This window comes from Cupriavidus sp. 2TAF22, from assembly GCF_052115045.1.
GTDB lineage: Bacteria > Pseudomonadota > Gammaproteobacteria > Burkholderiales > Burkholderiaceae > Cupriavidus.
Map to the genome: position 1 here is coordinate 21,142 of NZ_JBFRFX010000025.1, position 25,897 is coordinate 47,038.

Here is a 25,897-nt window from a genome sequence, read left to right on the forward strand (position 1 = left end):
GATCGCCAGGGCAAGCGCATGCAGAAGCCCCCGCGCGGCGATGACCGAACAGGGTGGTTCCGAAAATGCGTTTGGCGTGCTGAGCCAGGAAGCTGGCCAGCGAGGAGAAGAGCCGGCGTTCCGGCTAGATGCCAATCCGGCCCTTGATGCCGGAAAAGATGAGATCGAGTGCCTGGTTGACCAGTTGCTCACGGCTGACTTTCGGCGCGCCCCAGGGGTTGATCCTCTTTTCGATGATCAGCGTCGCGACGCCATGCATGGACATCCATGCGACGCGGGCTACTTCATGGGCCTTGTCCTCGTCCGTGTTGCCGTTCTCGGCAAGGTATTCGGCGGTAGCCCGAGCGACCGTCTGGTACGACTGGCTCGCCGCTATATCGAGTTCGGCGTGGGACTCCGCCGAGAATAGTTGCGGGGCGAACATCAGATGGAACAGCGTGGGGTGCAGCTTCGCAAAGGCCACATAGGACGACAACAGCGAGCGCAGCCGCTGCTCGGGGGACATGCTCGGGCGCAGGTGCGAGAGACGGAATTCCGTGAGATCACGGAAGCCGCTGGCCGCGATGGCCGCAAGCAAGCCTTCCTTGTTGCCGAAATGGTGCCGGGGCGCGACCTGCGACACGCCGACGCTGCTGGCAATACGCCGCAGACTCAACTCCGCCAGGCCGACTTCCTTGAGCTGTTCCTTGCCGCAACGCACCAGCTCTTCCCGGAGGTTGCCGTGATGGTAAGGGCGCGCCCCGGCCAGCTCCGCGCTCTCTGCGTTTGCCGCGCGGGCGCGTTTCGCAGCGGGAGGATCGGCCGCGCCTTCTTCGTTTTTCGCCGGTTTGCGCGCCGCGGTGGTCTTTGTCCGGACCGCGCGCCTGGCTCGTGCAGTGTCTTCCATGTCGGCGATCTTAACACTAGTCAGGTTGGGGAAAGACAACTTCCACCCGGCGATATCCGGCCCAAGGTTTGCTATGCTGCCTCGTTTTCCGCGCTGGATTCGGCAAGCTGCGCCCGCTGGTATCCGGCCCTGGCCCGCAGGCGTTCGTAGTAGCGTGCGACGGCCACCGGAAACTCATTCTCCAGGCCGTTCATGGCCGCGAACTGCAGCGCGTAGCCAATCGATATATCCGCAGCTGTGAAGCGATCCCCGCAGATGTATTCCCCCTCGCCTACGATTGCCTCGACACCGCGCAATCTCCCCAGGAAAAACCGCTTGTAGTCGGTCGCCGCCTGCGGCAGCTTGCGCGCATCCGGCTCGAGGCGGGAGTAGCGCATGAAGACGGCCAGGGGAAATGTGAGGGTGGCTTCCCCGAAGCTCAGGAAGTTGAGGTAGCGGGCGTACGCAGCGTCGCCAGGCCGGATGCCAAGCCGGTCCGGCGCATAGACGTCGGCCAGGTACTGGCAGATCGCGCTCGACTCGGTCATCCTGACGGCCCCGTCGATAAAGAGCGGGACTGTCCCGAGCGGGTTGACCGTCAGGTACTCCCTGGCCCGGACGCGCGGCGGGAACGGAAGCAGGTGAAGCGCGTAGGGAATCTGGAGCTCTTCAAGCATCCATAGCGGCCGGAACGACCGCGACCTCGCACAGTGATAGAGCTCCCTCATTCCCGGCGCTCCTCGCTTTCAAATGCCGTGCGCGGCGCGCCCTGGCCCGCTTGCCCGACGCCGCCTGATGCAGCCCATTCCCGCAATGTCGCCTTGGCAAGCTTGCCGATGCCGATACGGGGTAGCTTCGCCACCACGTGGATTTCCTTCGGAATCTTGAAGCGGGCGATGTTGCGCGAACAGTGCTCGAGAATCGTGCCGGGCAGCGCCTGCGCCTGGTCGTCCGACAGCCCGGCCGCCTGCCCGACAAACGCCACCACGTATTCACCCTGCATCTCGCTCGCCTTGCCGACGACTGCCACCTCGCGTACACCGGGGACTTTCAGGATGACTGCTTCGACCTCGGCGGCCGACACGTTCTCGCCGCGCACCTTGATCACATCCTTGACGCGATCGGTGAACTCGAACCATCCTTCCTCCTTGAGGCGGACACGGTCGCCGGTGATCAGGAAGCCCTGATCATCGAAGGATGCATCGGTCGCCGCGACATCGCCATCGTATTCCCGGAAGATCGACAGCCCGCGCACCCCCTTCACCAGCAGGTTGCCCGCTTCGCCAGGACGGACCGGAGAACCATTGTCATCGACAACCTTGACGCCGCAGAAAAGGCTCGGGCGTCCGATGCCTCCCGTGAGCGCCCCCTGCTCCGGCCGGGAGACCAGCACCTGGATCAGCACCTCCGTCATCCCCCAGCCGGCAACCATGTCGACGCCATAGTGGGCCATCGCTGCACGGTCGTGCGTGGAAGTCACCCAGCGGCGGAATGCGTGGTCAGGAACCGGCTCGGCCCGCAGGGCCGCCAGCGTGAAGTGAACGTGCGAGCCGACGGTCGCCCGGTGTTTCATCGCCACGGGCCAGTATCGGCTGCGGGAGAAGCCGGGCTGGAGAACGATGGTCCCGCCTGCCCACATGGTCGAGAAGAAGCACCACGAGAGGCCCACGACATGGAACAGCGGGAGAAAGAGCAAGTGGATATCGTCCTCCCGGATTTCCTGCTGCCGGCAATTTGCTTCCGCCGCCCAGAGCACATTGGCATGCGTCCACATGACCCCCTTGGGCCGGGAGGTCGACCCGGTGGTAAACATCACCGATGCCGGCGCGAGAGGGTCCGCGATGCGTTGCGGAAGCGGCTCGCCGATTAGCGAGGAAAAGGGCACCATTCGATCCGTCTCTGCGCGCGAGTGCGAATCTGCCGGCCCCTCATCGACAACGGCAATCCATGACAGGCCCGGGCAGTGCTCCGCGAACATGTCCGCGAACTTAGGCTGCGTGACCGCGCAAACGGCCCCTGAGGACTGCGCAAAGTACGCCACCTCCGGACCGGCCGCGAGCGGGTTTGTCGCCACACATACGGCGCCCGACCAGGCGCAGGCAAAGCGCATCAGTATCGTCTCAGGGCAATTCTCCATATGGACGATCACCCTGTCTCCCGGCTTCACCCCACGCGATGCGAGACCGCCGGCGAGCTTCCGGACGAGGTCGAGAAACGCCTCATACGTATAGGTGCGCCCCTCTGCGTCCATTGGCTCCCAGACCAGGAACGGATGGGCGCCGCGGCGACGAGCGAGTTCGACGAGCCACGATGCGATGTCGCAGCCTTCATAGGGATTCGCCAGATCCATGCCCGGCTGCCCAACTGCCAATGACGTCATGTTGCCTTCCTCTTCCTTGTGCTTCCTGTGCGTGTTGAGAGTGGAGCAGACCTTAATCGAGCGAGGCGCCGGAGTCTTTCACGACGCTCTCCCATACCGGAAGCTCGCGCTGATAGAGCGCCGCGAATTCCGCCGGCCCCGCGTAGTTCACGTTAAAGCCCAGTTCGCTGATACGCTTCTTGACCTCCGGACGATTGGCAGCCAGCTGGAACTCGTCCGCCAGGCGCTGGACGATCTCCTTGGGCGTGCCGGCAGGCGCGGCAATCGCGGACCAGCCGACCGTCTTGAACAGCTTTTCATCGAAGCCCTGCTCCGCCAGCGTCGGCACATTGGGCAAGCTCGGAAGCCGGCTGGTGCCGGTCACGCCGATCGCCTTTACCTTGTTGGTGAGGAGAAAGACGCTGGCCTGCAACGCAGTGGCGAAGCCGAGTTGCACATTGCCGGCGGCAAGATCCTGCACCATCGGCACTTCGCCACGATAGGAGGCATGCACCATCTGCGCGCCGGTCACTTCGTTGAGCTTGCTGCCGCTCAGATGGCCGACGGTTCCGACACCCCAGGAGCCATAGGACAGCTTGCCCTGATTCGCCTTCAGGTAGGCGCGCAACTCCCTGGCGTCCTTGACGGGTACCTTCTGGTTCACCAACAGCACAAGCGGAGAGTCGGCGATCTTCGCCACCAGAACAAGGTCGCGCCGCGGGTTGTACGGAAGATTCTTGTACAGGAACTGATTGACCAGCAATTGCGAACTCTGGGAGACGGACAGCGTATAGCCATCCGGAGCGGCCTTCGCTACGGCATCCACGCCGACGATGCCGGCCGCGCCCGTCCGGTTGTCCACGATGACCGGCTGGCCCAGGCGCGAGGACATGCCATGCGCCAGCTCCCGCGCCATCGAATCCAGCGCGCCGCCCGCCGAGAACGGCGCAACGAGCCGGATGGGCTTGCTGGGATACTTCTCGGCAGCGGCCAGCAGGGGCGTGGCAAGGAGTCCAAAGACTGCGACGCCCAGGCCGCCGATGCATAACTTCCTGATCATTTCCTGTCTCCATCGTGTATTTCGGAAAAGTGGGTGTGCGGCCGGGCCGGTTGCAACGATGCGAGCACCGATTCCCGAAGCGCCTTCTTCTGCAATTTCCCCGTCGGCAGACGCGGGAAGTCCAGGACGAAGGAGAACGACTTCGGCATCCGGACCGGACCTAGCGTCTCCCGGCAGATCGCCCTGAGTTCGGCGGAGAGCGTCTCAGGCGCAGCAGGCGAGCGCTCGACGTGGACCACCGCATGGACGGACTCGCCGAACTCCTCATCGGGAACGCCAAAGACCGCTGCATCCAGGACACGCTTGTCTGAGAGCAGGGCTGCCTCGATCTCCTGGGGATAGATGTTCACGCCGCCCGAGATGATGGTGAAATCCCGGCGATCCGACAGGTACAGGTAGCCCTCTTCGTCGAGATGCCCGATGTCTCCGTAGGTCCACCACCCTTGCTTGCTGCGGCTGGACGTGGTCTTGTCGGCGTCGTTCCAGTAGGCGAAGCTGGAGCGGTTCTCGAAGAACACCGTCCCTGTCGTGCCAGCCGGCACTTCGTCGTCGTCGAGGTCCAGAATATGAATGACCCCGTCCGTCGCCCTGCCGACGGAGCCCTTGTGTTCCAGCCATTCATGCGAACTGATGGAGCAGGCGCCGATGCCTTCCGTTCCCGAGTAATACTCCTCGAGGATCGGCCCCCACCACGCGATCATCGCCGTCTTGACGTCCACCTGGCATGGCGCGGCGCCGTGACGCGCGACGCGATGACTGGACAGGTCAAAGCGGCTGCGCGCGTCGGCATCCAGCCTCAGCAGGCGATGGAACATCGTGGGCACCCATACGCTGTGCGTAACGCGGAATGTCTCGATCGCGTGCAGAGCGGCAAGCGGGTCGAAACGCTCCATCACGACCGCGGTGCCGCCCAGCGCCAGCGTCGCCGATACGGCCCGGTGCGGCGCCGCATGATAGAGCGGCGACGTGCAGAGATGAACCATGGAGGCGTCGGCGCCCGGCCGCCGCGCGAATGGCACGTCGCGCGGATCCATCGCGTCGAAGGGAATCGGCGGAATCGGCTTGCGCACGCCTTTCGGCCGTCCCGTCGATCCGGACGAATACATCATCTCCCTGCCGCGCGCGGGATCGGCGATGGGCGCGACGGGACTATCCCGCAGCGCATCCTCCAGCCGCAGGAAGCCCGGGATGTCGCCGCCCAGTGCGAGGCAGGGAATGGCGTCGAAGTCGGACGCGGCCAGGCTTTCGCTGCCGACGGCAGTCACCGAGACCACCACCATGCGCGCGTCGCAATCCCGCGCAATGTAGCGAAGGTCCGCCGCGCTCAACCTGGTCGATGCCGGGGTAAAGATGACGCCAGCCCGCTGGCAACCCCACGCGAGGTAGAGGAATTCCGGGCAGTTGTCCACGGCGAAGAGCACGGCGTCGCCATTCCTGATGCCTGCCTGGCGCAGGAGATTGGCGACGCGATTGGACCCCTCATCCAGTTCCAGATAGCCAAGCTCACGCCCACCGGGAATGAACACGGCGGCAAGCTTGCCCGGCGTCGTCCGCGCGAAGTGCGATGGGTGCGACATGACAACTCCGTCACCAGGCCTCGATCCACGGACGCAGTTCGAGCTCGTGCGTCCACGCATCCTTCGGTTGCTGGTGCAGCATCCAGTAGGTATCTGCGATGTGGTCGGGATTGACGATGCCTTCCTGCTCCTTCAGCGCATAGCGTTCCGGGAACGACTCGCGAATGAACTCGGTGTCGATGGCACCGTCGATGATCAGGTGCGCAACGTGAACGCCCTTGGGACCGAGCTCCTTGGCCATCGACTGTGCCAGTGCACGCAATGCGTGCTTCGCGCCGCTGAACGCGGCATAGCCCGCCCTGCCTCGCAGGCTGGCCGTCGCACCGGTGAAGAAGATCGAACCGCGCTTCCTCGGCAGCATCACGCGGGCCGTCTCGCGCCCCATGAGGAACCCGCCGAAGCACGCCATCTCCCACACCTTGTGGTAGACGCGTGCGGTCGTTTCCAGGATGTCGAAACGCACGTTGGCGCCGATGTTGAACACCGCGACTTCGATCGGCGCGATCCTGGATTCGATTTCCTGGATGAGCGCAACCATCTGTGCTTCGTCGCGCGCGTCCGAGCCGAAGGCATGGGCTACCCCGCCCTCTGCCTCGATCTGTGCGACCAGCGGCGCCAGCTTGTCCGCGTTGCGCCGTGTCACGCACGCGATATATCCCTCACGCGCAAATCGTCGTGCGATCGCGCCACCGGTTGCGTCGCCAGCGCCGATGACAAGCACGGCCTTTTTCTCGTTCATGAATTGCTTCCCTAGTAGTCGTGTCCGACGGTGCCGGCAGTTAGCCGGCCTTGACCCGATCGATTTCCTCTTCGACCTCTCGCAGCCGATCCTTGCCGAAGAAGATCTCGTCATTGACGAAGAACGTGGGCGAACCGAAGGCGCCACGCTCGAATGCCCGCTGGGTGTTGGCCAGGAGCACTTCCTTGACGTCCGCGTCCTGGATCCTTGCCAGCGTCCTGGCGCCATTCAGTCCTGCCTGGTCCAGCGCCTCCCGAATAACGTCGGGGTCGTCCATCTTCTTTCCCTGTTCCCACATGGCGACGAAAACCGCTTCCACATAGGCGTCGAAGTTGCCGTCCAGCTGGGCGGCCACAGCGCCGCGCATGATCTGGATCGTGTTGACGGGAAAGTGCGGGTTGTAACGGTAGGCCGTGATCCCGTGGCGCTTCACGAAGCGCTCGGTCTCGAGCTGGGCGTATTCCTGCTTGTTCCTGATGCCCGCGAACGCTTCGGACGGCGCGCGATTGCCAGTGAGGCGAAACAGCCCGCCAAGGAGAATGGGGATGTACTCGAAGCGGGCGCCCGTACGGTCTTCGATCGCCGGAATGACGCGATGGCTGAGGTAGGCGTTGGGACTACCGAAATCGAATAGGAAATGGGCACGCAATGCGGCCATGGCTTGTCTCCTGGATCAATGTGCCTGGCTTTCGACACCGATGCGCAGATGCGCGGATGTTCGCCAGATCGGCCTGCTCCGGCATGGCGCCGCCATCTCTGCTGACGCCGTCCGGGAATGAATGGATCCTATACTACCACCGTTAAGATCGCAAGCGAGTCGCGGTGCGCACTGCTCGTATCCACAGGCCCCGTGCATCTTCCGCGACTTGCCTGGCAATGCGGTATTTCCGCGCCAATCGCGTCGAAACTCTGCTGCCATTGTCCGCTGACGTCCCGCAGATTTTTATATTACCATCGTTAACATTGATGCCATATCCAACCATGTCTGAAGGATGAACCCGCATGCCCGCCTATGAAGCCCCCCTGGCCGAGTTCCGCTTCCTGCTGCAGGAAGTTCTCGCCTACGAAAAGCGCCTTGCCGTGCTGCCCGGCTGCGAAGACGCAACCATGGACCTGGTCCTCCCGATCCTGGAAAGCGCCGGTGTGTTCGCGCGCGATGTGCTGTTGCCGATCAACGGTACGGGCGATGACGAAGGCTGCACGCGCCAGGACGGCACGGTGCGCACCCCTTCCGGCTATGCGCGGGCGTACGCCGTCTATCGGGATGCCGGCTGGACGACGCTGGCGGCGGATCCGGCCTACGGTGGGCAGGGACTGCCCGTCACGCTGGCAACCATGGTGCGGGAAATCGTCGGTGCCGGCTCGATGGCGTTCGGCATGTATGCGGGCTTGTCGCAGGGGGCGTACCGCGCACTGCTGGCCCACGGCACGGACGAACTGCGCGAGCAACTCCTGCCCATGCTGGTGAGCGGACGCTGGACGGGAACCATGTGCCTCACCGAGGCAGGCAGCGGCTCCGACCTCTCCAGGCTACAGACTCGTGCCGCCCCTGTCGGCGACGGCACCTACCGTATCAACGGCAGCAAGATCTTCATTTCCGGTGGCGATCACGACCTCGCGGAGAACATCCTGCACCTCGTGCTTGCCCGGCTGCCGGACGCCCCGGCAGGCACCCGGGGAATCAGCCTGTTTCTTGTCCCCAAGACGCTCCCCCGCCGGGACGGGACGCCGCTGCCGGCATTGAGCGACAACCATGTGTCATGCACAGCCATCGAGCACAAGATGGGCATCCGTGCATCGGCCACGGCAGCACTGGCGTTCGATGATTCGCTGGGCTGGCTGGTAGGCGAGCCCAACGGCGGCCTGATGGCGATGTTCACGATGATGAACTCCTCGCGCATCGGCGTGGCCGTACAGAGCATCGGCGCGGCGGAACTGTCTCTCCAGAATGCCCGGGCCTATGCCCTGGACCGCCGCCAGGGCTACGCCCCGGGCTCCGGACGCACTGCGAACGACGGGCCGGACCTCATCGTCCGTCATCCCGACGTCCGCAAGAACCTGTTGACGATGAAGGCACTGACCGAAGGCGCTCGCGCGCTATACCTCGACGCGGCCATTGATCTGGACGTCCGCAATCGCCATCCCGACCCTGTCGAGCGCACGCGCGCCGAGAACCGGCTCGCGCTTCTGACCCCGGTGATCAAGAGCTTCCTCAGCGACAGCGCGGTGGAGGTCACCCGGCTTGGCATCACCATCTTCGGCGGGCATGGCTACATCCATGAAAATGGCATGGAACAGCTCTTGCGCGACGCGCAGATCGTCCCGCTCTATGAGGGGGCGAATGGCATCCAGGCGCTCGATCTGGTGCACCGCAAGCTGTCGCTGGCCGATGGCAGCGTGGTTGCGGACTGGCTGGAAGCGGCCAGCGCCCTGGCCCGTGGCCACGCGGACGAGCCCGAGCTGGCAACGCTGTGCGAGGCCCTCGACATGGCAACCAGCCACCTGCGGGACGCGACGCTGCTCATGCAACAGCGCGCGCGTGACGACGCGCGGGCCGCCGCGGGCGCGGCAAGCCACTATCTGCAGATGTTCGGCCTCGTCGCGCTCGGTGTGGCATGGTTGCGAATGGCTGCCGCGGCGCTCGCGCCCGACGGCGATGAATCTCCCGCCTTTTACGCCGGCAAGCTCAAGACGGCGCGATTCTATGGCGAGTACATGCTCGTGCAGACTGGCGCGCTGGGGCAAGCCATTCACGCGGACGTGTCAGTGCTGATGAACCACGCACTGGAAGAACTGTAGTTTGCCGAAGAGGTTCCGGCTGCCGTCGCGCAATGCGCCCCGGCAGCCGGGCGCCGGGATCAGTAGATCTCGAACAGCCCCGCGGCGCCCATGCCGCCGGCGATGCACATCGTTACGACGGCATACTTCACGCCACGACGCTTCCCCTCGATCAGCACGTGGCCGGCCAGCCGCGCGCCGGTCATGCCAAAGGGATGGCCGATGGAAATGGCGCCCCCATTGACGTTCAGCAGCTCATCGGGGATGCCCAGTTTGTCGCGGCAGTAGATCGACTGCGAAGCAAACGCTTCGTTGAGCTCCCACAGGCCGATATCCGCGATCTTGAGGCCGTGTCGTTTCAGGAGCTTCGGCACCGCGTAGACCGGCCCGATACCCATCTCGTCCGGCTCCAGCCCGGCCACCGCCATGCCCCGGAAAGCACCCAGCGGCGCAATGCCGGCGCGCGCGGCTTCTCCCGCCTCCATCATCACGCAGGCCGAAGCGCCGTCGGAGAGCTGCGAGGAATTGCCGGCCGTAATGAAATGCTCCTTGCCGCGGACCGGTTCGAGCTTTGCCAGGGCTTCGTAAGTGGTGCCCGGACGGTTGCAGTTGTCCGCGTCCGCCGTCACCTCGCGGTGCGTGACGGTACCGGTTTCCTTGTCGGTTACCGCCATGACCGTCGTGCACGGCACGATTTCGTCCAGGTACCGGCCTGCGGCCTGCGCCGCCGCCGTGCGCCGCTGGCTTTCGAGCGAAAACATGTCCTGCGCTTCCCGGCTGATGCCATAGCGTTTCGCAACGACATCCGCCGTTTCGATCATCGACATGTACAGGTCCGGCTTGTGCTCGGCAATCCAGCGATCCACGCCGTTTTCGCCGTCCTCGCGCGTGCGGATACGCGAAATGCTCTCCGCCCCGCCCGCGATCATCGCCGGAACACCTTCGCTCACGATGCGGCCCGCGGCAATGCTGATGGCATTCAGGCCCGAGGCGCAGAACCGGTTGATGGTCGAGCCGGCAATGCTGACAGGCAGCCCCGCACGGATCACAGTCTGCCGTGCCAGGTTACGGCCCGTGGTGCCTTCCGGGTAGCCGCATCCCAGGATCATGTCCTCGATCATCTCCGGATCGATGCCGGCACGGTCCACCGCCGCACGCACTGCGAACGAAGCCAGCGTGGGGCCATCGGTGATATTGAATGCGCCGCGCTGCGACTTGACGAGCGGCGTACGTGCTGTGGAGACGAAGACAGCTTCACGGGTCATGGCATGGGACCTTTAAAAGGGAGGTTGAGTTAAGTTGAGTCGAGTTGAGTCGAGGACGGCATCATCGATCCGACAGGCGACAGACAGAATCATCCTTGCCGTATCTTACCGTTGTTAATATACTCGAAAACACGGAACGGAACCGAAGGAGATGCGAATGGAACAGTCAGTCGGCGCGCTGAGCAAGGGCGAGATCTACAAGCTTCTGAATTGCATGATCGTTCCCCGACCGATCGCCTGGGTCACGACACGCTCGGAGGAAGGCCTGGTCAACCTCGCACCTTTCAGCACCTTCAACATCATCTGCTACAACCCGCCGCTGCTCGGCATCAACATGGCGTTCAAGGACGATGGGTCGCGCAAGGACTCCGCACGCAACGTGATCGCCAACGGCGAACTGGTGGTGCACATCGCCGACGACACTCAGGTCGACGCGCTCCACGCCAGCGCCTTCCCGCACCCATCGGACATCAGCGAAACGACCCTGCTCGGCCTGCCGCTTCTCCCCAGCGTGGACATCTCGGTGCCTCGCCTGCGCGACGCACCGCTCGCGCTCGAGTGCAGGCTGTCGCAAACCATCCGGTTCGGCCCCACCTCGGACTTCATCGTCGCCGCGCCGGTGCGCATCCACGCACGCGACGGCCTCATCCAGCAGAACAAGATCGATAGCAGGGAGCTTCGTCCGCTGTCCCGGCTGGCTGGCCCGGTCTATGGAACCATCGGCCCCGTGATCGTCCGGAATCCGGCTGGCTGAATGGCGCGGCGCACTGCCGCGCCCCACCTTTCACGCCTTCGGTTCGCGCGGCGGCCCGCGGTCCACGGGGCAGTTGCCCAACGCCGCGCTTATATTAACACCCAAAAGATTAAGGAGTATTGGCGTGAGCGTTCATCACGGCGCATCGGCGGCCGCGACCTGGGATCAGGAATTGCAGCGCTGCCGCTCGTCGTTCTAGTCCGGTTTCCCGGCAGCCTGCGCCAGCATCTCGTCGCCGGTCGGAGAGCTCCCGCGGGATTTCAGCGCCTCGGCAGCCCCTCGAATATCCCGCGTTTCCCTGTTCTGACTGAGCTTGCTTTTCCCCACAAGGCGCGTGATCTCGATCTGCACACCGACGATCGCCTTGAGCATGGCCTCCAGGTAATCTCTCGGCGCATCTCCCATCTTCCATGGCTTCGGTTGCGATGCCTCGTGCGTGCGCGTCAGGCGACCGACCACACCACGCAGGTAGCGCTCATCGTCGAGAATCGTGATGCGTCCGTGCGCGTGGACGACCATGTAGTTCCAGGTCGGCACCCGCTCGTGAGACTCGTGCTTGCCCGGATACCAGTTTGGCGAGATATAGGCGTCGCCCGCATGAAAGACCGCAAGCACCTCATCGCCGTTTGCAACGCTCTGCCATACCGGATTGGCCCGCGCTACATGCGCACGCAGTGTCCCCAGTTCGCCCTCCCCTGTTACGAGCTCGAACGGAATATGGTTGGCGTCGAGTCCGCCGTCGCCATGCGTGATCAGCGTGCCAAATGGATGCTGGGTGATGCGAGCGTGTAGCACTTCCTTGCGTGTCTCGGCGAAATGGGCGGGAACGTACATGTGGATGTCTCCAGAAGGGGCGTGAACGGGGTGACCGGCTGCAGACCGCGACCGTTCCCAGTCTGCTCGAATAGTGGTTTATTCTTAAGATCCAGTTTGGTGGATTTTTTGTGAACCAGAATCATGGCAAGAACTGCACGAGTCGCGGAAATGCCCTCATTCGGCGTGCTTGACCGCACGGCGGGCAATCTGAGCCGCCAGGTGGCGGAGGCGTTACGAGAAGCCGTGCGCAGGGGCGATATCAGGGCGGGCGATGCGTTGCCTTCCACGCGCTCGCTCGCGGATTCGCTTCGGGTTGCGCGGGGCACGGTGATCGAGGCCTACGAGCAGTTGGTCGCCGAGGGCTTTCTCGAATCAAAAGCTGGCGCGGGGACCAGCGTCGCGCATGGCGTGGCCGAGCAGCAGCCTGCCCGCGAAGCCCGCGCGGTTTCCAGCCTCACGGTCGAGCCAGATATGCCTGCGCGCGCGCGCCCATTCGCGCAGATCGCGCAGGAGTTCCGGGCGCTGGCACCGGCTCCGTTCGCCATCTCGGTGCCGATCGGCTTGACCGCGCCCGCCGACATATGGCGCCGCCTTGGCAACCGGCTGCGCGCAAGAGGCCCGGGTGCGCCCACCGGATATGCCGATCCTCTTGGCGCGCTACCGCTACGCGAAGCAATTGCCGGCTACGTCCGCAAGTCACGCTCGGTGCGTTGTGAAGCGGACCAGGTCATCGTGACGAGCGGAACCCAGCAGGGACTGTTTCTCGCAAGCCAGGTCCTGCTGGGGCCGCATGACCAGGCCTGGGTGGAGAACCCCGCATACCGCGGCGTAACGGCAATATTCGAAAGCATGGGCCGTCGTGAAGACATGGTCCGGGTGCCGGTTGACGCCGAAGGTCTCGATGTCGAAGCTGGCATGCGCATGGCGCCACGCGCACGCGTGGCATTTGTCACGCCTTCGCATCAGTATCCGCTTGGCATGCCCCTGAGCATGGCCCGGCGCACCGCCTTGCTGGCGTGGGCAAGCGCCAGCAAGGCCTGGGTGATCGAGGACGACTATGACAGCGAACTGCGGTATCAAGGCTATCCGTTCCCCGCGCTTCAGGGACTGGACCCAGACCGCGTGGTCTATCTGGGCACCTTCAGCAAGATTCTGTTTCCATCATTGCGGTTGGGCTATGCGATCGTCCCGCATAGCCTGGTGGATGCCTTCTGCGGTGCGCGTGTGCTCATCGACCGTCACCCACCCACCGCGGATCAACATGTGCTGGCCGCCTTCATGGCAGAGGGCCATCTGGATCGTCACATTCGCAAGGTTCGCAACGCGTATGCAGAGTATCGACTTCGGTTGATCGAGACACTCGAAACGCTACTCCCCCATGATCTCGCGTGGATCGAACCCGGCGATCAAGGCATGCACCTGGTACTTTGGCTTGCCAGTGGCATGGACGACCGCGCGGTGGCGCAACGGAGTGCCCAGGAGGGTGTCGTCGTCCGCGCAGTGTCGCCGATGTTCGCATCCGGGACCGGGCGCCCCGGCCTGATCCTTGGATTTGGTGGCTTCAGCATTTCGCAGATGAAGACAGCTGCTCAACGACTTGCCGCGGTCATTGTCGAAATGCCGAGATGAAAATCGTGAACGTGGCTTCTCTCGCAGGAAACGTCGCCGCAGCGGTAGTCACGCCGTGTCGTGGGGCTTTCCAAGGCAGCGCTTTCCCTTTACGTCATTTTGATGCGTTCACTGTGCCCTGATACGGCAACTTGATTTCCTTCCCTCTACCATTCAGTCACCGATCTGTTCCTTGGTAGTGAATATCCGGTTCTGGAGGTCTATGACGACACAGATTCAGGTTGTCCCGTATCGGGATGGCTGGGATGTGATCCATGAAGGCGCACGTTACGCCGACTCGCATCACGCAGATCGCGAGGCAGCCATCATGGCCGGGACGGTACTAGCCCGGGCCGAGGGCGCGACGCTGGTGACATATGATCGCGCCGCCCGGGAGTGTGCGCGGGTTGATTACGCCACACGGACAGTGGGAGTACCTGCATGACTTCATTGTCGCCCGAGCGACGACCTTTGCGCGAGCAGGCGGATGCACGCCACCCCCTGCCGTCGGTGCGTGCCGTGACGATGCACATCGTCGTCGATGTCCAGCACGCAGTGCCACTGCGCCAGGCCCTGACAAGAGACTGCATCGGGCAGTCCTGGACGATCAGCCTTTCCTTGCTGCCCGGGGGCTCGCGGATGCGCCTTTCCCTGACCCTGCCGCGGGTGGTCATCCCCGATGCCTTGCGGCGCATTCGCGACGTGGCACCGGGCGCTGAATTCAGTCACGCGGTGGAAATCCCGGAATCGCCGTCTGGTGCATGGATGGACCTGGTTCATGGGGCGCGTCCAAGGCAATGGCCCGGCGCTGACGATCTGCGACCTCGATCGCTCGGCGAAATGCTACGTGAAGCGCATGTGGCACTTGACCTGCACGCGTCTGACCAGTCTGAATTGTTTCGTCAGATCGGTGCGCTCGCCGCGCACCGTTTCGGCCTCGACGCAGAGGCTGTGACGGCGGGCCTGGCGGAACGGGAAGCGCTTGGCTCCACGGGGCTTGGTCAGGGTATCGCCGTCCCACACGGCCGCGTCCGAGGTCTTGCGCAAGCATTGGCATGCTACGTACGTACCCGGGAACCGATCGCGTTTCATGCGCCAGACGGCCGTGGCGTTGACAATCTGGTCTTCATCCTCTCGCCGGAATGGGATAACAACGCTCACCTGCACTTGCTGGCTAGCGTCGCACAGTACTTCTGCGACGCACGCTTCCGCGCGCTACTGAGAGACTGCCCTGACGCGGCTTCCGTCTGCCGGCTTTTTGGCAGCTACCGCTTCTGATATCTCGCCCTTGCGTGGCGGGCGAGAAAAGATACAGGCCGTTGATTCTCCACACCTCAGCTTCTTCGTGGCATTTATGCCAATCTCGATATCGTCTCTGTCCTGATGCTGCTTTTTCCAGCGCGCATCCGTTCGGAGATCATTTATGTTTGAAATTGGCAAGGAATACACCCGCGAACTTATCCATACGGTCTGTGGCGGTAGCAAGCAAGCATTTCTTCCTACAAAGAATGGCAAGGTAGTGGCCGTATGTCTGCGACAGGACCTCAATCCTCACGCCCCGGAGGCCATTCTTTGCAGCAGTGGCGCGGCGGCTCGCGCTGCCGGCAGGACGCTGGCAACGCAGCCGGAAGCCATCCCGGTATTTGTCAGGCGGGAGACCGACAAGTACCGTTATCTCGGCCACTTCACCGCGGCGGAGTCGCTGACGTCGCCACTGGCATGCGCGCCGTATGTCGTCAACAGTGGCTTTACGCTTGGGCAGATTTCCCGCGTCATCAAGCTAAAACCAGTGACCACCAAGAAATGAGGCACTTATGCCGAGGCAACAGACGGGGGCGGCAGCCCCCCATGAACGCGACGGCTGCACGCATGGCTTCCGGTATTACATCGCCGTGTCAGCCTGTCTTGTTGCAATCGGCATGCTCTACGTTCTTTGACCGGCGATCTCGTCGATCGTGTACTCGCCGAGCGTCTCGCGCATGCTGCCTTAGCCTCGAAAATTCATGAACACATCGTTGAGGGCGTCGCGAGACGACCAGGGTTCGATCGGCTCGAACGAGTGGGCGTCGCCAAACCAGACGTATAACAAGGACGGGGGGGTGGACCGTTCCCCACGCGATGAAAAGTATTGGGCATATCGACTCCGATGCGAATGGCATGCAGCGAAGTGCCCACCCTTGTCGACCCGGTTGTAGCGGATGAGCTTCGGATAGGCCCGCTCCGTCCGGCTGCGCGGCGCCGCATGGCTTTCGTCTGGGAATACGCTCGGCCACCGGAATCTCGAGGCTCTTGACGTCGAAGAACGCCAGCTTGCTTGCGGTGGGCGTTCAGCCCCTGTGGCGCAGCGCTCAGGCGACCCGCGTCATGGGATCGTTGGCCTGCGCAGGGAGCTGGTCGATGGTAGTCATCCCGGGCGTGACCGGTTCCGTGTCGAGCGGACCGGAACCCGTCAGCGCCGGCGCGTCGACCCGATGCACGTCGTGCGTCACGAAGCCGACATCGTGGCTCGGAATCGCCAGGCACTCGGGATGGGCGAGCGTGTCACGGATGTCGTCCAGCCCGCTCGTCCAGTGCTCGCCCATCGTGTCGGCGCTGAACTCAAAGTCCTTGTAGTGGCCCTCGAAGAACTTGTTCCGATAGATCAGGTGCACGACGTTGACGGCGCTGCCATCGGCAATGCGCTGCGCCTCGCGCATCAGCGGATGCGTATCGCGAACGGACTTTGGCACATGCTCCAGCAATGCCTTGATCAGCCGCGCATGCTTCTGGCGGCCTTCCATGAACGCGGTAATGGCGCGCGTCCGGCTTGAGTACTGGATATCCTTGGTCCGCTCGGACACGTCGAGGAAGTTGCCCGGCAGCGCCCCGCTCGCGCTCCACAGGTCCACCTGGAAGATGAGCGTGTCCTTGTGCTGGGATTCGCGCACGATCTCGGTAAGCGGGGTGTTGGAGACGAGTCCGCCGTCCCAGTAGAACTCACCATCGATCTCGACGGCCGGGAAACCCGGCGGCAACGCGCCCGATGCCATGAAGTGCTCCGGCTCGAGGCGCATTTTCGTATTGTCGAAGTACACGAGGTTGCCGGTCCGTACATTGACGGCGCCCACGGAGACGCGCATTTCGCCATCGTTGATGCGATCGAAATCGGCGTATTTCAGCAGCGTCGCGCGCAATGCGCTGGTGTCATAGAAGCTCACCTGGCTCGGCCCGTCGCCATGGCCGCCGAAGCCATGGAGCGGTGAACGCGGCAGGAAGAAGCCCTGCTGGCCTTCCATCAGCGCGCGGCCGGCGGCCCACATGCTTGACCACTTGCGCGCGATGTCCGGGAAGCCGAATGTCGCGGGCAGCCAGGCTCCGGCCTTGCCAATGGCATCGGGCGGAAGGCTGATGGTCTGCCAGAATCCGCGTAGCGCTTCCACGCGATCCTCGCGGGCATTGCCGGCAATGATCGCCGTGTTCAAGGCGCCGATGGAAATGCCTGACACCCAGGTGGGATGGATGCCCGCCTGGGCCAGGCCGTCATAGACGCCAGCCTGATAGGAGCCAAGCGCGCCGCCGCCCTGAAGGACGAGGCCGACCTCGTCATAGGGCGGCAGCGCCAGCGGTTCGGCGGGATGAGACGTGTTGCGTTGACTGCGGCGCACTGGGTTCCTCCTCTTATTGCATGAACCAGCCATGGCTGACGACGATCGACTGGCCTGTCAGCGCGGCCGATTCGAAGCCGGCCAGGAACGACACCGTGCGGGCCACATCGGCCACAGTCGTGAACTCGCCATCGACCGTTTCCTTGAGCATGACATTGCTGACCACTTCGGCTTCGGAAATGCCCAGCGCCCTGGCTTGCTCGGGAATCTGCTTGTCGACCAGCGGCGTGCGGACAAAGCCGGGACAGACGACGTTGGCGCGAACCCCGCGCGGACCGCCTTCCTTGGCCACGACGCGCCAGGCCGAGAAGCCCGTGCTTGGCCGTGACGTAGGCCGACTTGAGCTTCGAGGCCTCGTGCGAGTGAACCGAACCCATGTAGATGATCGCCCCGCCCTTGCCCGACGCGTACATGTGCCGGATCGCCGCACGGGTGGTCAGGAACGCGCCGTCGAGATGGATGGCCAGCATCTTCTTCCAGTCCGCGAAGGCATAGTCCTCGATCGGATTGACGATCTGGACACCCGCGTTCGAGACCAGTACGTCCAGGCCGCCCAGCGTTGCCACGGTTTCATCGATGCCAGCATTGACGACGTCTTCGCTTGTGACATCCATCGCCACGGCAATCGCCTTGCCGCCGCCGGCGACGATCGACTCGGCCACCTGCCGTGCGGCCTGGATATTCAGGTCGGCGATGACGACTGTCGCGCCATCATTCGCCAACTGGCGCGCGCATTGCTCGCCGATACCACTGGCTGCGCCGGTAACAAGCGCGACTTTTCCTTGCAAAGACATGGTTGCTCCTTGTGCGGTGGGTTATTGGTTGACGACCAGCTTCGGCGCCTCGGCCGGCGCGAGGTAGTCGTAGGCGACTTCGCCGATATCGAGGGTGAGGTCGGCAATGAGATGCTTCGCGCCCACCACTCGGCGAACCGGCAGGTCGGCAACGGATGCCAGCGCATGCGCATGCAGCTCGAGCGCGCCGGGGCCTTGCCATGCGCCGTGCACCGTCACGTCGCGCAGGTGGAAGCGAACCAGTTCGCAGATGCGCGCCGAACCGTCGACGTGCGGGATGACCTTCAGCAGGTAGTTGGGGGTATCGGCGAGCGCCTTTTGCTCCGATGCCGGATCGAGTGGGCGGAACTTGAAGCCCATGGTGCCGGTGGCAACGCGCTGCGAGCCATAGTCGAGCGTCCCGAGCAACGTGTCGTGTCCGTCGATCGACAGGCGCGGCGAGCCCAGCTTCTTGGGAAACCCCCAGATCTCGCGGCCTCCGGCGATGGGGCCCTCGTCATCGAGATACATGGCGTGTGTGTAGCTGCCCTTGCGCCCCTGCGCGTCGACGACGGGGATTGCCTGGCCGCTTTCGGTGTAATTGCCGAAGCCGGACGAGTCCGGCATGCGGATGAACTCATAGTTCACCAGATTGCCGTCGGGCATCAGCGGTTCGGGCACCACCGCACGTAGCGCGTCCGGGTCGGTCTCATAGGAGACGATGAAGTACTCGCGCTGCAGGAAGCGGAATGGCGGACGCGGATATGACGGGTTGTGCACCGGCATGGCGAAGGCGTTGCGGCGGATATCTTCAATTTTCACTGTGCGTTCCCTTGTGCGATGAGAACCCTCCGATCGCCCAACGCGCCCTTCGGGGACGAGCGAAGCCAGCGTGTGAAAACACGCACATGGCCCGGACGACGCGTCGCGGATGGATTGGCCGGCCTGCCGGCCGGACATGGGCAGGTAGAGGTGGCGGACAACTGCCACGCAGTGGACGCATCCTAGGGTTTTTCCGGACGCAGTAACACCATAGCAACGGCAAATGTATGTTTCGTCCTTTGGAAGGAACGAACAGAGAGTCCAGGGGTCGTTGCTGTCGCCGCGCCGAAATGCACAACGGCGCATTGCAGCATGTGCCGAGATCGGCCTCGTTCTTCGCAGCGCCCAAACGGCGCTCCCGATTCTGGCAGCGCCGAATTGCTTATCAGACGCTTCGACTGCCCTTACGCGCCGTCAGTGTGCGGAGCGCGGGCTCCGTCACGGATCGGTTCGTGCCACTGTGGTAGCACGCTTGTGCCATCGAAAGATTGTATCCATGACAATAATTTGATTGTCATGCATGCGCAGACTACGATGAGCCCGACTACTCAGCCGATACCCTGGCGCCCAGGCAAACCGCTCCGTTCGCGTGACCGGTCCAAGCGCTCAGCATCCTGCTCTGGGCGTTGGGCGGAGTCGCAATGGAACTCGTGTCTGCAATGCATTGGTACCTCATACAAGCCACCGCACAGGCCGTGGGTGGCGGCGCTCTTCTGCATGGCCGCTCTGCCCGCTATTCGGGCGAAGGGAGATGGTCAACATGGAACTGAGCGCCACCACCATCCTCGTCACGTTCGCGGGTGACTTCCTGATCTGCTTCATGAAAGGCGCGTTCGGTGGCGGTTTTGCCATCGTCGGCATTCCACTGCTATCGCTCGTGATGGACCCGGTGACAGCGGGCGGCCTGCTTGCGCCCCTGTTCATCGCGATGGATCTGTATAGCCTGCGCTACTGGAAGCCATCCACGTGGTCCAAGGCCGACCTCCTTTTGCTTTTGCCCGGACTGGTGGTCGGCATCGGTATCGGCTACGTGCTGTTTCGCGTGCTGGATCACCGCGCTATCGCCATCGTGATGGCAGCGGTCACGCTGACTTTCGTCGGCCTGTGGTTTATGCGCGGCGGAGAAGTCGTGGTGCGGCCGCGCTCATCGCCCAAGGCCATAGGAGCCGGCTTCACGTCGGGCATTACCACCATGGTCGCGCACTCCGGCGGGCCGCCGCTGGCGATGTACCTGTTGCCGCTTGGCCTTAGCAAGCAGGTCTATGCCGGGACGACCAGTCTGTTCTTCACGGTAGGGAACATCATCAAGGCGGCGCCATGGCTGGCGCTGGCCAGGCCGGCGGGCGCCGTCTGGACTTTGATGGCGATTTGCCTCCTCGCCGTTCCCTCTGGCGTCTGGCTGGGCTGGCGCCTGCATGCCAAGCTGGACCAGCAGCAGATGTACAAGGCCTGCTACGGCTTGCTGGTGGTCACGGCCGTGAAGCTGCTGTGGGATGGCGCGTCGGGTTATCTGCACTGAAGGTGGGGAAGGGGTGCGAAGGAAGGCATGCGCTGGCGCTCGACAGCAGGCCCCCCCGAACGCGCTGGTGCGCACAGCGGCCGCATGAATGTCGAACCAAGGGGTGTCGCGGCGTGGTGCTCCCATCGACGCCCGCTTGTCCCATTCTTCATTCCGTCTACTGGCAGGTAGCGAGTCTGCACGCGAGCCAGATATCCAAAATGGCTGCCCTTCTGGACGGATCACCATCTGCGAAATAGCGGTTCATCGCCGATTTCAGGGGAAGGCTCGCCCGGATCAGGGAACATTCGGTTGAATCCTGACTTCATAGCCGGCTGTCGCCCTGGAAAATAGAAAGGTCTTTGCTTACGCTACTTTTCGCCACTCCAGAAGCCGGCGGCGAAGCACGCTTCGAAAGTCGGGTGTGAGCTTGCGGGAAGCACCAAAGTCTCTGCATTTTTCCGAGAACCTTGGCGACGTAATCGCCAACAGCACGGGAAGCGCCTGTCACGACGGCATTTCGCCGCGCAATCGTTCAAGTCTTTGCCGAAAGTTGCCGCCACGACCTCGCTGTCGACGCGCGGATCCAGCGGAGTCCGTCGCTAGCCCCATTCCCCTTGCCCGAAGGCCGCCAGTTCGGCCAGCGCAGCCTCCACGGTGGACGCGGTGTACACGGGCTTGCGATCCGCGACGACTGCCCGGCGCTCCTTCCAGCCGGCGTGCTCCAGGCTGATCAGATGCACGATGCAGGTCATGACATGCTCCTTGCCGACTTGTTATGCCCTAAACACAACATTTCTGACAGGCCTCATATTCCCGCACGGAATCAAATATCGAAGCGAATTCTCGGTATTCAGCAGAACAATATCAACAGGACGCCCCCCCATAGCGCTCTCCAGAGAGCCGCATTCTGCCCCGAAGACAAAGACATCAAGGAGACATCGTGAACCAGGTTGCACAAGTTCTGACGGCAATAGTAGTTGGAGTCATTGGACTGTCGGGTAATGCACAGGCGAAGGAGTATCCGGGCGATCGGCCCATAACGGTGGTTGTTCCGTTTGCGGCCGGCGGTCCTACCGACAAGGTCGCGCGTGAAGTATCGGTCGTGATGTCCAAGTACTTGAAGACCTCGATGGTTGTCGAGAATCTCGGCGGTGCCGGTGGCACGATTGGCGCGAGGAAGGTGGCTCAATCGCCAGCCGACGGCTACACCGTTCTTGTCTACCACATCGGCATGGCCACCGCTCCGGCGCTGTACCGAAAGCTCGGCTTTGATCCGCTCAGGGACTTCGAGATGTTGGGTGAAATTGCCGACGTACCGATGGTCTTGGTTGGCACCAGGAACTTACCTCCGGCAAACCTCAAGGATCTACTCGGGTACATCAATGCCAACGCAGCCAACCTTTCACTCGCCAACGCGGGAGTTGGATCGGCGTCTCATCTCTGCGGTCTTCTCCTCCAGGACTCCATTCATACGACCCTCACAACTGTCCCATACAAGGGCTCCGCGCCGGCGTTGAGCGACCTCATGGGCGGCCAGGTCAGCCTGATGTGCGACCAAACCACCAGCCTCGCAGGCCTGCTCCAAGCGAACTCCCTTAAGCCTTACGCAGCTATGCAGAGTCGTCGTGTCGAGGCTTTCAAGAACATTCCAACTTCGGCCGAGCAAGGCCTGATCATGGACGTGAGGAACTGGCACGGAATGTATGCTCCGAAGGGGACGCCCAAGCCAGTTATCGACAAGCTCGTGTCTGCGCTTCAGAGCGCCGTCTCCGACCCCGACTTTCGCGCCAGGATGAACGCTCTCGGTGCAGAAGCGGTTAGCGCGCGTCGCGCCTCTCCGGAATCCTTGCGAGCCGTCCTGACATCAGAAATTGGCAAATGGGGACCGGTGATCAAGAAGGCAGGGATATACGCGGACTGAAGAAAACGCTTTCCCCATCGAGCCGGAACCGACCAAGGAGGCCAAATGCTATACGAACTCGCAACACTCAACTTCAATCTCCAGGACACCCAAGCGGTCATCCGCGGTGCAGAAGCCTATGTCAATGCCGCTTGCGTGGCTGGGCGCCTACTCGGCGCATGGACTACCGATGTAGGCGCTCTTGGTCGAATGCTTATCCTGCGCGAGTTCGAATCCGCCGAGATGCTCGCCGCCGAACGCGAGAGAACGCTGTTCCATCCGGGCCCATTCAGCCTGTCTGCAAGCGGAGAAAGCGAGCGCGCCGTCATCACTTCCTTCGAGACGGATAGCTACAAGGCACTGCCTTTCCTCCCACCGATAACGCCGGGCACCTATGGTTCGATCTATGAGATCCGCACCTACCGCCTCAAGCCGGGCGGGTTGCCTCCGACGATAACAGCCTGGGAGGCTGCAGTACCCGATCGCGTCAAGCTCTCTGCGCTGGTGATCAATATGTACGCATTGGACGGCGCTCCTCGCATCACGCATATCTGGCCCTATGCCAATGCCAGTGAGCGCTTTGAAATCCGCGCCGAAGCAGCTCGCGCGAAGATCTGGCCGCCAAAGGGAGCGCCGGCTCACCTCATCGACGCCAACTCACTTCTTTGCGTCCCTGCACCATTCTCGCCGCTTGCATAGCTGCACACGCGCGGCAGACTCCGGGATGAGGGACGACGCGTCCGGCGCCCGCAGAACGATGACGAACCGCTAGTGCCTGAGCGGCGATAGCTTGAGTCGTCGCCAGGGCCCTATTCCGCATCGGAATCGATTCGGGCCACAGATTCCGCAACCCGTCGCCAAAATATCAGCAAGACGCTTGCACAAACCGAGAAGCGTGAAGGATGCCATGAACTTCAATCATCACATTTCAGGCCAATACAGCGACGACCACTCCACGTCGATAAAACGGTCTCCCACACAATCGCCGCGAGATGATGTCGGAGCCTTCGTGCCAGGCAAGGCTGTCGAATGGCAGCCAACAGGCTCCGGACACCTTGACGGGCTCACTTGCGGCATCAAGGACGTCTTCGATATCGCCGGGTGTCCCACCGGTTACGGCAATCCGCAATGGGAGGAGACGCATGCGTTGCCTGCCGCAGACGCCTTCGCCGTGTCGAAGCTTCGTGAGAATGGTGCCCGCATTGTCGGGAAGACCGTGACCGATGAGCTTGCCTTCAGCCTGGCCGGCAACAACTTTCACTATGGGTCTCCGATAAACACCGCCGCGCCTGACCGGCTCACCGGAGGATCCTCCTGCGGATCCGCAGCAGCCGTTGCAGCCGGCTTGTGCGATATCGGCCTGGGTACCGACACGGCCGGCTCGATTCGTGCACCAGCGAGCTTTTGCGGTGTCTTTGGCATCAGGACGACACATGGCGTGATTCCCTCCGATGGCGTGCGTGCTCTCGCGCCTTCGTTTGACGCTGTCGGCTGGTTGACACGCGATGCCCGGACACTTGCTGCGGCAGGACGCGCTCTGCTCCCTGACGCGATGCGGCCGGAAGCGTTCACGGGCTGGATGTCATTCGACGGCGCCTGGTCGGTCCTGCCCGAAGCAACCCAGCGAGCGGCAGCATCCGTATTGAGCACATGGCATCCGTGCCTGGAAGACCGTCGCTCCCTTCACACGGCAATCCCTGAGCTCGACGAGTTCGTCAACGCCTTCCGTACGGTGCAGTTCTATGAAGTCTGGAAGGAACTCGGTCCTTGGGTTGCGCGAGCGCAACCCGCGCTTGGGCCGGACATCGCCGAAAGAATCATGCTGGCGAGCAAGGTAACGCGAGATGAGTATCTCGCGGCAAGCGTGGTACGCGACCGCATCCGTGCACAGTTCCATGCCACACTGGAGCAAGGACAAGTGATCGTCATGCCCACGGTTTCCGGCCCCGCCCCCTTGCGCGCCTCGACAGTGGCCGAGCTCAACAGCCAGAGGCTTTCGGATCTGCGCTTCCTCAGTATCGCCACGCTGGTGGGATTGCCACAGATTTCCCTGCCACTACTTACCGCCAACGGTGCCCCACTTGGCCTGTCCATCATCGGTGCGGCTGGGTCAGACAAGTCCCTTCTGGCTCTTGTCGAGAAGCTCGAAGCACAGAGCTTGCTGACCCGGCCGACCCGGCCGACCTGAGCGACATGCTTCCTCGCGCCAGTGACACCCGCGGGGAAAAGCCGCTTGAACGCAGCAGGTGGCAGGCCTYCCCGCCCACCCGAGCAAGACCGGCCGCCGAGGACGAGGCCAACCCAGGAGAAACGCTCATGACCAACCTTGTCGATACTGAATTTCCAGCCCCGATTCCCCACGGGGGAGATCTTCGCGCGGTCGTTCGCCGTTACGGCATTCCGCGTGAAAAATGGATAGATCTGTCGACCGGTATCAATCCCGTCGGCTACCCGGTGCCGCCCATCGATGCAGACGCGTGGCTGCGCTTGCCCGACGATCACGACGACCTCGAAGAGGTAGCGGCACAACACTACCGCGCGACACGTGCATTGGTGATGCCCGGGTCCCAGGCGGCGATCCGCATGCTACCCAAGATTCTGCCAAAGGGGCGTATCGGGGTCGGTTACCTCGCGTACGGGGAGTATGAACGGGCGTTCTCGGCTGACGGGTTTCCTCTCGAGTACTTTGTGACAGCGGAGGTCTCCGACGTGCGCGATCGCGCGGGCTTTCTTCTCGAACCTGGCCGCACCCTCCCCGCGGATCTGCAATATCTGGTGGTCGTCAACCCGAACAACCCCGGGGCCGAGCTCTTCACGCCCGACGCGCTGCTCGCGTGGCACAGCGAGCTTGCCGCACGCGGTGGCGCACTGATCGTCGACGAGGCGTTTATCGATGCAACGCCCGAATTCAGCGTAGCCTCGCACGCGAACGTCGACAGCCTGATCGTGCTGCGCTCCGTCGGCAAGTTCTTTGGCCTGGCAGGCGCCCGAGTGGGCACCGTCATCACTGGCGAGCGCGTCCATCGTGCCATGGAGTACCTGCGCGGACAGTGGACGATTTCCGGACCCGCCCGTGTCGTCACACGAGCAGCACTCCTGGATGGCGCCTGGCATAGACAAGCGTGTTCCCGTCTCACCGAGAGCAGCGCACGCTTCGTAAAGTTGCTGGGTGAGTACGGCCTCGACGCCTCCCGCACCCACACGCCGCTTTTTGCGTGGACACGTACGCCGGCTGCGGAAGTCTGGCAGGATTGCCTGGCACGCCACGGCATTTGGACACGACGCTTCGAAAACGTGCCGGGATTGCGCATGTCCCTGCCGCCTGATGAGCACGCATGGATGCGCATCGAGCAAGCGTTGCGTGATGCGCGCCACATCGTAGGCGGCAAGTAAAGCCACGACAGCGAAACGGCCCGAGCTTCCGAAGAAGTTCGGG

At 63.0% G+C, this 25,897-nt stretch carries 22 protein-coding genes and 3 pseudogenes; 11 read left to right on the top strand and 14 right to left on the bottom strand.

What is annotated here, in order from left to right; translation table 11 throughout:
* Window positions 1-124: 124 nt before the first annotated feature.
* The 7 genes from AB4Z48_RS26645 to AB4Z48_RS26675 all read right to left on the bottom strand — a co-directional run bounded on the left by AB4Z48_RS26645 (window position 125) and on the right by AB4Z48_RS26675 (window position 7,258).
* A complete protein-coding gene (locus AB4Z48_RS26645) occupies window positions 125-886 on the bottom strand; it encodes a TetR/AcrR family transcriptional regulator (protein ID WP_441619516.1) in 762 nt (253 codons plus the stop codon).
* A 71-nt stretch (window positions 887-957) separates the two neighbouring features.
* On the bottom strand, window positions 958-1,593 hold the full coding sequence (locus AB4Z48_RS26650) for a glutathione S-transferase family protein (protein WP_441619517.1): 636 nt from the start codon (window positions 1,591-1,593) through the stop codon (window positions 958-960).
* Window positions 1,590-3,245, bottom strand: a complete 1,656-nt coding sequence (locus AB4Z48_RS26655) for a class I adenylate-forming enzyme family protein (protein WP_441619519.1) — start codon at window positions 3,243-3,245, stop codon at window positions 1,590-1,592. The genes AB4Z48_RS26650 and AB4Z48_RS26655 overlap by 4 nt, the downstream gene beginning before the upstream one ends.
* 52 nt (window positions 3,246-3,297) lie before the next feature.
* Complete coding sequence (locus AB4Z48_RS26660; RefSeq protein ID WP_441619521.1) at window positions 3,298-4,284, bottom strand: Bug family tripartite tricarboxylate transporter substrate binding protein; 987 nt, start codon at window positions 4,282-4,284, stop codon at window positions 3,298-3,300.
* The gene (locus AB4Z48_RS26665) at window positions 4,281-5,861 is read right to left on the bottom strand and encodes an AMP-binding protein (RefSeq protein WP_441619522.1); all 1,581 of its coding nucleotides are present in this window, start codon (window positions 5,859-5,861) and stop codon (window positions 4,281-4,283) included. The genes AB4Z48_RS26660 and AB4Z48_RS26665 overlap by 4 nt, the downstream gene beginning before the upstream one ends.
* 10 nt (window positions 5,862-5,871) lie before the next feature.
* On the bottom strand, window positions 5,872-6,600 hold the full coding sequence (locus tag AB4Z48_RS26670) for an SDR family oxidoreductase (protein WP_441619524.1): 729 nt from the start codon (window positions 6,598-6,600) through the stop codon (window positions 5,872-5,874).
* Window positions 6,601-6,640: 40 nt separating this feature from the next.
* Window positions 6,641-7,258: a 2-hydroxychromene-2-carboxylate isomerase gene (locus AB4Z48_RS26675; RefSeq protein WP_441619526.1), complete on the bottom strand. Its 618-nt coding sequence runs from the start codon at window positions 7,256-7,258 to the stop codon at window positions 6,641-6,643.
* A gap of 344 nt (window positions 7,259-7,602) precedes the next feature.
* Here AB4Z48_RS26675 and AB4Z48_RS26680 point away from each other — a divergent pair, with 344 nt between their 5' ends.
* On the top strand, window positions 7,603-9,399 hold the full coding sequence (locus AB4Z48_RS26680; RefSeq protein WP_441619527.1) for an acyl-CoA dehydrogenase C-terminal domain-containing protein: 1,797 nt from the start codon (window positions 7,603-7,605) through the stop codon (window positions 9,397-9,399).
* Between the two features lie 59 nt (window positions 9,400-9,458).
* On the opposite strand, the gene AB4Z48_RS26685 is transcribed toward AB4Z48_RS26680, so the two are convergent.
* Entirely contained in the window at window positions 9,459-10,643 is a 1,185-nt protein-coding gene (locus tag AB4Z48_RS26685) for an acetyl-CoA C-acyltransferase (protein ID WP_441619528.1), read from the bottom strand.
* Window positions 10,644-10,800: 157 nt separating this feature from the next.
* On the opposite strand from AB4Z48_RS26685, the gene AB4Z48_RS26690 reads away from it, so the two are divergent.
* Window positions 10,801-11,397 carry a flavin reductase family protein gene (locus tag AB4Z48_RS26690; protein ID WP_441619530.1) on the top strand — a complete coding sequence of 199 codons (597 nt, stop codon included), beginning with the start codon at window positions 10,801-10,803 and terminating at the stop codon, window positions 11,395-11,397.
* A gap of 195 nt (window positions 11,398-11,592) precedes the next feature.
* Here AB4Z48_RS26690 and AB4Z48_RS26695 read toward each other — a convergent pair whose 3' ends face one another.
* Window positions 11,593-12,231 (bottom strand): FMN-binding negative transcriptional regulator, encoded by a 639-nt coding sequence (locus AB4Z48_RS26695; protein WP_441619532.1) that lies wholly within the window; start codon window positions 12,229-12,231, stop codon window positions 11,593-11,595.
* Between the two features lie 123 nt (window positions 12,232-12,354).
* Between AB4Z48_RS26695 and pdxR the strand changes: the two genes are divergently transcribed.
* The 4 genes from pdxR (at window position 12,355) to AB4Z48_RS26715 (ending at window position 15,628) form a co-directional block, all read left to right on the top strand.
* The gene (pdxR, locus tag AB4Z48_RS26700; protein WP_441619534.1) at window positions 12,355-13,842 is read left to right on the top strand and encodes a MocR-like pyridoxine biosynthesis transcription factor PdxR; all 1,488 of its coding nucleotides are present in this window, start codon (window positions 12,355-12,357) and stop codon (window positions 13,840-13,842) included.
* 202 nt (window positions 13,843-14,044) lie between these two features.
* Window positions 14,045-14,266, top strand: a complete 222-nt coding sequence (locus AB4Z48_RS26705; protein ID WP_441619536.1) for a DUF2188 domain-containing protein — start codon at window positions 14,045-14,047, stop codon at window positions 14,264-14,266.
* Window positions 14,263-15,099, top strand: a complete 837-nt coding sequence (locus AB4Z48_RS26710; RefSeq protein WP_441619538.1) for a PTS sugar transporter subunit IIA — start codon at window positions 14,263-14,265, stop codon at window positions 15,097-15,099. The genes AB4Z48_RS26705 and AB4Z48_RS26710 overlap by 4 nt, the downstream gene beginning before the upstream one ends.
* Before the next feature lie 145 nt (window positions 15,100-15,244).
* Entirely contained in the window at window positions 15,245-15,628 is a 384-nt protein-coding gene (locus tag AB4Z48_RS26715) for a DUF6697 family protein (protein WP_441619540.1), read from the top strand.
* A 351-nt stretch (window positions 15,629-15,979) separates the two neighbouring features.
* On the opposite strand, the pseudogene AB4Z48_RS26720 reads toward AB4Z48_RS26715, so the two are convergent.
* The 4 genes and pseudogenes from AB4Z48_RS26720 to AB4Z48_RS26735 form a co-directional block, all read right to left on the bottom strand.
* Window positions 15,980-16,136: pseudogene (locus tag AB4Z48_RS26720) on the bottom strand (epoxide hydrolase); the annotation flags it as partial.
* 33 nt (window positions 16,137-16,169) lie between these two features.
* Window positions 16,170-17,465, bottom strand: coding sequence for a DUF3734 domain-containing protein (locus AB4Z48_RS26725; protein ID WP_441619542.1), 1,296 nt, complete (start codon window positions 17,463-17,465; stop codon window positions 16,170-16,172).
* A gap of 13 nt (window positions 17,466-17,478) precedes the next feature.
* Window positions 17,479-18,259, bottom strand: a pseudogene (locus tag AB4Z48_RS26730) (3-hydroxybutyrate dehydrogenase).
* Window positions 18,260-18,280: 21 nt separating this feature from the next.
* Complete coding sequence (locus tag AB4Z48_RS26735) at window positions 18,281-19,060, bottom strand: acetoacetate decarboxylase (RefSeq protein ID WP_441619544.1); 780 nt, start codon at window positions 19,058-19,060, stop codon at window positions 18,281-18,283.
* A 760-nt stretch (window positions 19,061-19,820) separates the two neighbouring features.
* Here AB4Z48_RS26735 and AB4Z48_RS26740 point away from each other — a divergent pair.
* Window positions 19,821-20,579: a sulfite exporter TauE/SafE family protein gene (locus AB4Z48_RS26740; RefSeq protein ID WP_441619546.1), complete on the top strand. Its 759-nt coding sequence runs from the start codon at window positions 19,821-19,823 to the stop codon at window positions 20,577-20,579.
* A gap of 584 nt (window positions 20,580-21,163) precedes the next feature.
* On the opposite strand, the pseudogene AB4Z48_RS26745 reads toward AB4Z48_RS26740, so the two are convergent.
* Window positions 21,164-21,316: pseudogene (locus AB4Z48_RS26745) on the bottom strand (IS256 family transposase); the annotation flags it as partial.
* 206 nt (window positions 21,317-21,522) lie between these two features.
* On the opposite strand from AB4Z48_RS26745, the gene AB4Z48_RS26750 reads away from it, so the two are divergent.
* The 4 genes from AB4Z48_RS26750 (at window position 21,523) to cobD (ending at window position 25,854) form a co-directional block, all read left to right on the top strand.
* Entirely contained in the window at window positions 21,523-22,482 is a 960-nt protein-coding gene (locus AB4Z48_RS26750) for a tripartite tricarboxylate transporter substrate-binding protein (RefSeq protein ID WP_441619655.1), read from the top strand.
* 45 nt (window positions 22,483-22,527) lie between these two features.
* Window positions 22,528-23,160, top strand: a complete 633-nt coding sequence (locus AB4Z48_RS26755) for an NIPSNAP family protein (RefSeq protein WP_441619547.1) — start codon at window positions 22,528-22,530, stop codon at window positions 23,158-23,160.
* Between the two features lie 208 nt (window positions 23,161-23,368).
* Window positions 23,369-24,649 carry an amidase gene (locus AB4Z48_RS26760; RefSeq protein WP_441619549.1) on the top strand — a complete coding sequence of 427 codons (1,281 nt, stop codon included), beginning with the start codon at window positions 23,369-23,371 and terminating at the stop codon, window positions 24,647-24,649.
* A 128-nt stretch (window positions 24,650-24,777) separates the two neighbouring features.
* On the top strand, window positions 24,778-25,854 hold the full coding sequence (gene cobD, locus AB4Z48_RS26765; protein WP_441619551.1) for a threonine-phosphate decarboxylase CobD: 1,077 nt from the start codon (window positions 24,778-24,780) through the stop codon (window positions 25,852-25,854).
* Window positions 25,855-25,897 lie beyond the last annotated feature (43 nt).

Coding starts and splice junctions, on each gene's coding strand:
- AB4Z48_RS26695 (WP_441619532.1), bottom strand. CDS start 12,231: ATGTACGTTCCCGCCCATTTCGCCGAGACACGCAAGGAAGTGCTACAC.
- AB4Z48_RS26645 (WP_441619516.1), bottom strand. CDS start 886: ATGGAAGACACTGCACGAGCCAGGCGCGCGGTCCGGACAAAGACCACC.
- AB4Z48_RS26650 (WP_441619517.1), bottom strand. CDS start 1,593: ATGAGGGAGCTCTATCACTGTGCGAGGTCGCGGTCGTTCCGGCCGCTA.
- AB4Z48_RS26690 (WP_441619530.1), top strand. CDS start 10,801: ATGGAACAGTCAGTCGGCGCGCTGAGCAAGGGCGAGATCTACAAGCTT.
- AB4Z48_RS26665 (WP_441619522.1), bottom strand. CDS start 5,861: ATGTCGCACCCATCGCACTTCGCGCGGACGACGCCGGGCAAGCTTGCC.
- AB4Z48_RS26740 (WP_441619546.1), top strand. CDS start 19,821: ATGGAACTGAGCGCCACCACCATCCTCGTCACGTTCGCGGGTGACTTC.
- AB4Z48_RS26655 (WP_441619519.1), bottom strand. CDS start 3,245: ATGACGTCATTGGCAGTTGGGCAGCCGGGCATGGATCTGGCGAATCCC.
- pdxR (WP_441619534.1), top strand. CDS start 12,355: ATGGCAAGAACTGCACGAGTCGCGGAAATGCCCTCATTCGGCGTGCTT.
- AB4Z48_RS26675 (WP_441619526.1), bottom strand. CDS start 7,258: ATGGCCGCATTGCGTGCCCATTTCCTATTCGATTTCGGTAGTCCCAAC.
- cobD (WP_441619551.1), top strand. CDS start 24,778: ATGACCAACCTTGTCGATACTGAATTTCCAGCCCCGATTCCCCACGGG.
- AB4Z48_RS26660 (WP_441619521.1), bottom strand. CDS start 4,284: ATGATCAGGAAGTTATGCATCGGCGGCCTGGGCGTCGCAGTCTTTGGA.
- AB4Z48_RS26710 (WP_441619538.1), top strand. CDS start 14,263: ATGACTTCATTGTCGCCCGAGCGACGACCTTTGCGCGAGCAGGCGGAT.
- AB4Z48_RS26680 (WP_441619527.1), top strand. CDS start 7,603: ATGCCCGCCTATGAAGCCCCCCTGGCCGAGTTCCGCTTCCTGCTGCAG.
- AB4Z48_RS26760 (WP_441619549.1), top strand. CDS start 23,369: ATGAACTTCAATCATCACATTTCAGGCCAATACAGCGACGACCACTCC.
- AB4Z48_RS26715 (WP_441619540.1), top strand. CDS start 15,245: ATGTTTGAAATTGGCAAGGAATACACCCGCGAACTTATCCATACGGTC.
- AB4Z48_RS26755 (WP_441619547.1), top strand. CDS start 22,528: ATGCTATACGAACTCGCAACACTCAACTTCAATCTCCAGGACACCCAA.
- AB4Z48_RS26705 (WP_441619536.1), top strand. CDS start 14,045: ATGACGACACAGATTCAGGTTGTCCCGTATCGGGATGGCTGGGATGTG.
- AB4Z48_RS26670 (WP_441619524.1), bottom strand. CDS start 6,600: ATGAACGAGAAAAAGGCCGTGCTTGTCATCGGCGCTGGCGACGCAACC.
- AB4Z48_RS26685 (WP_441619528.1), bottom strand. CDS start 10,643: ATGACCCGTGAAGCTGTCTTCGTCTCCACAGCACGTACGCCGCTCGTC.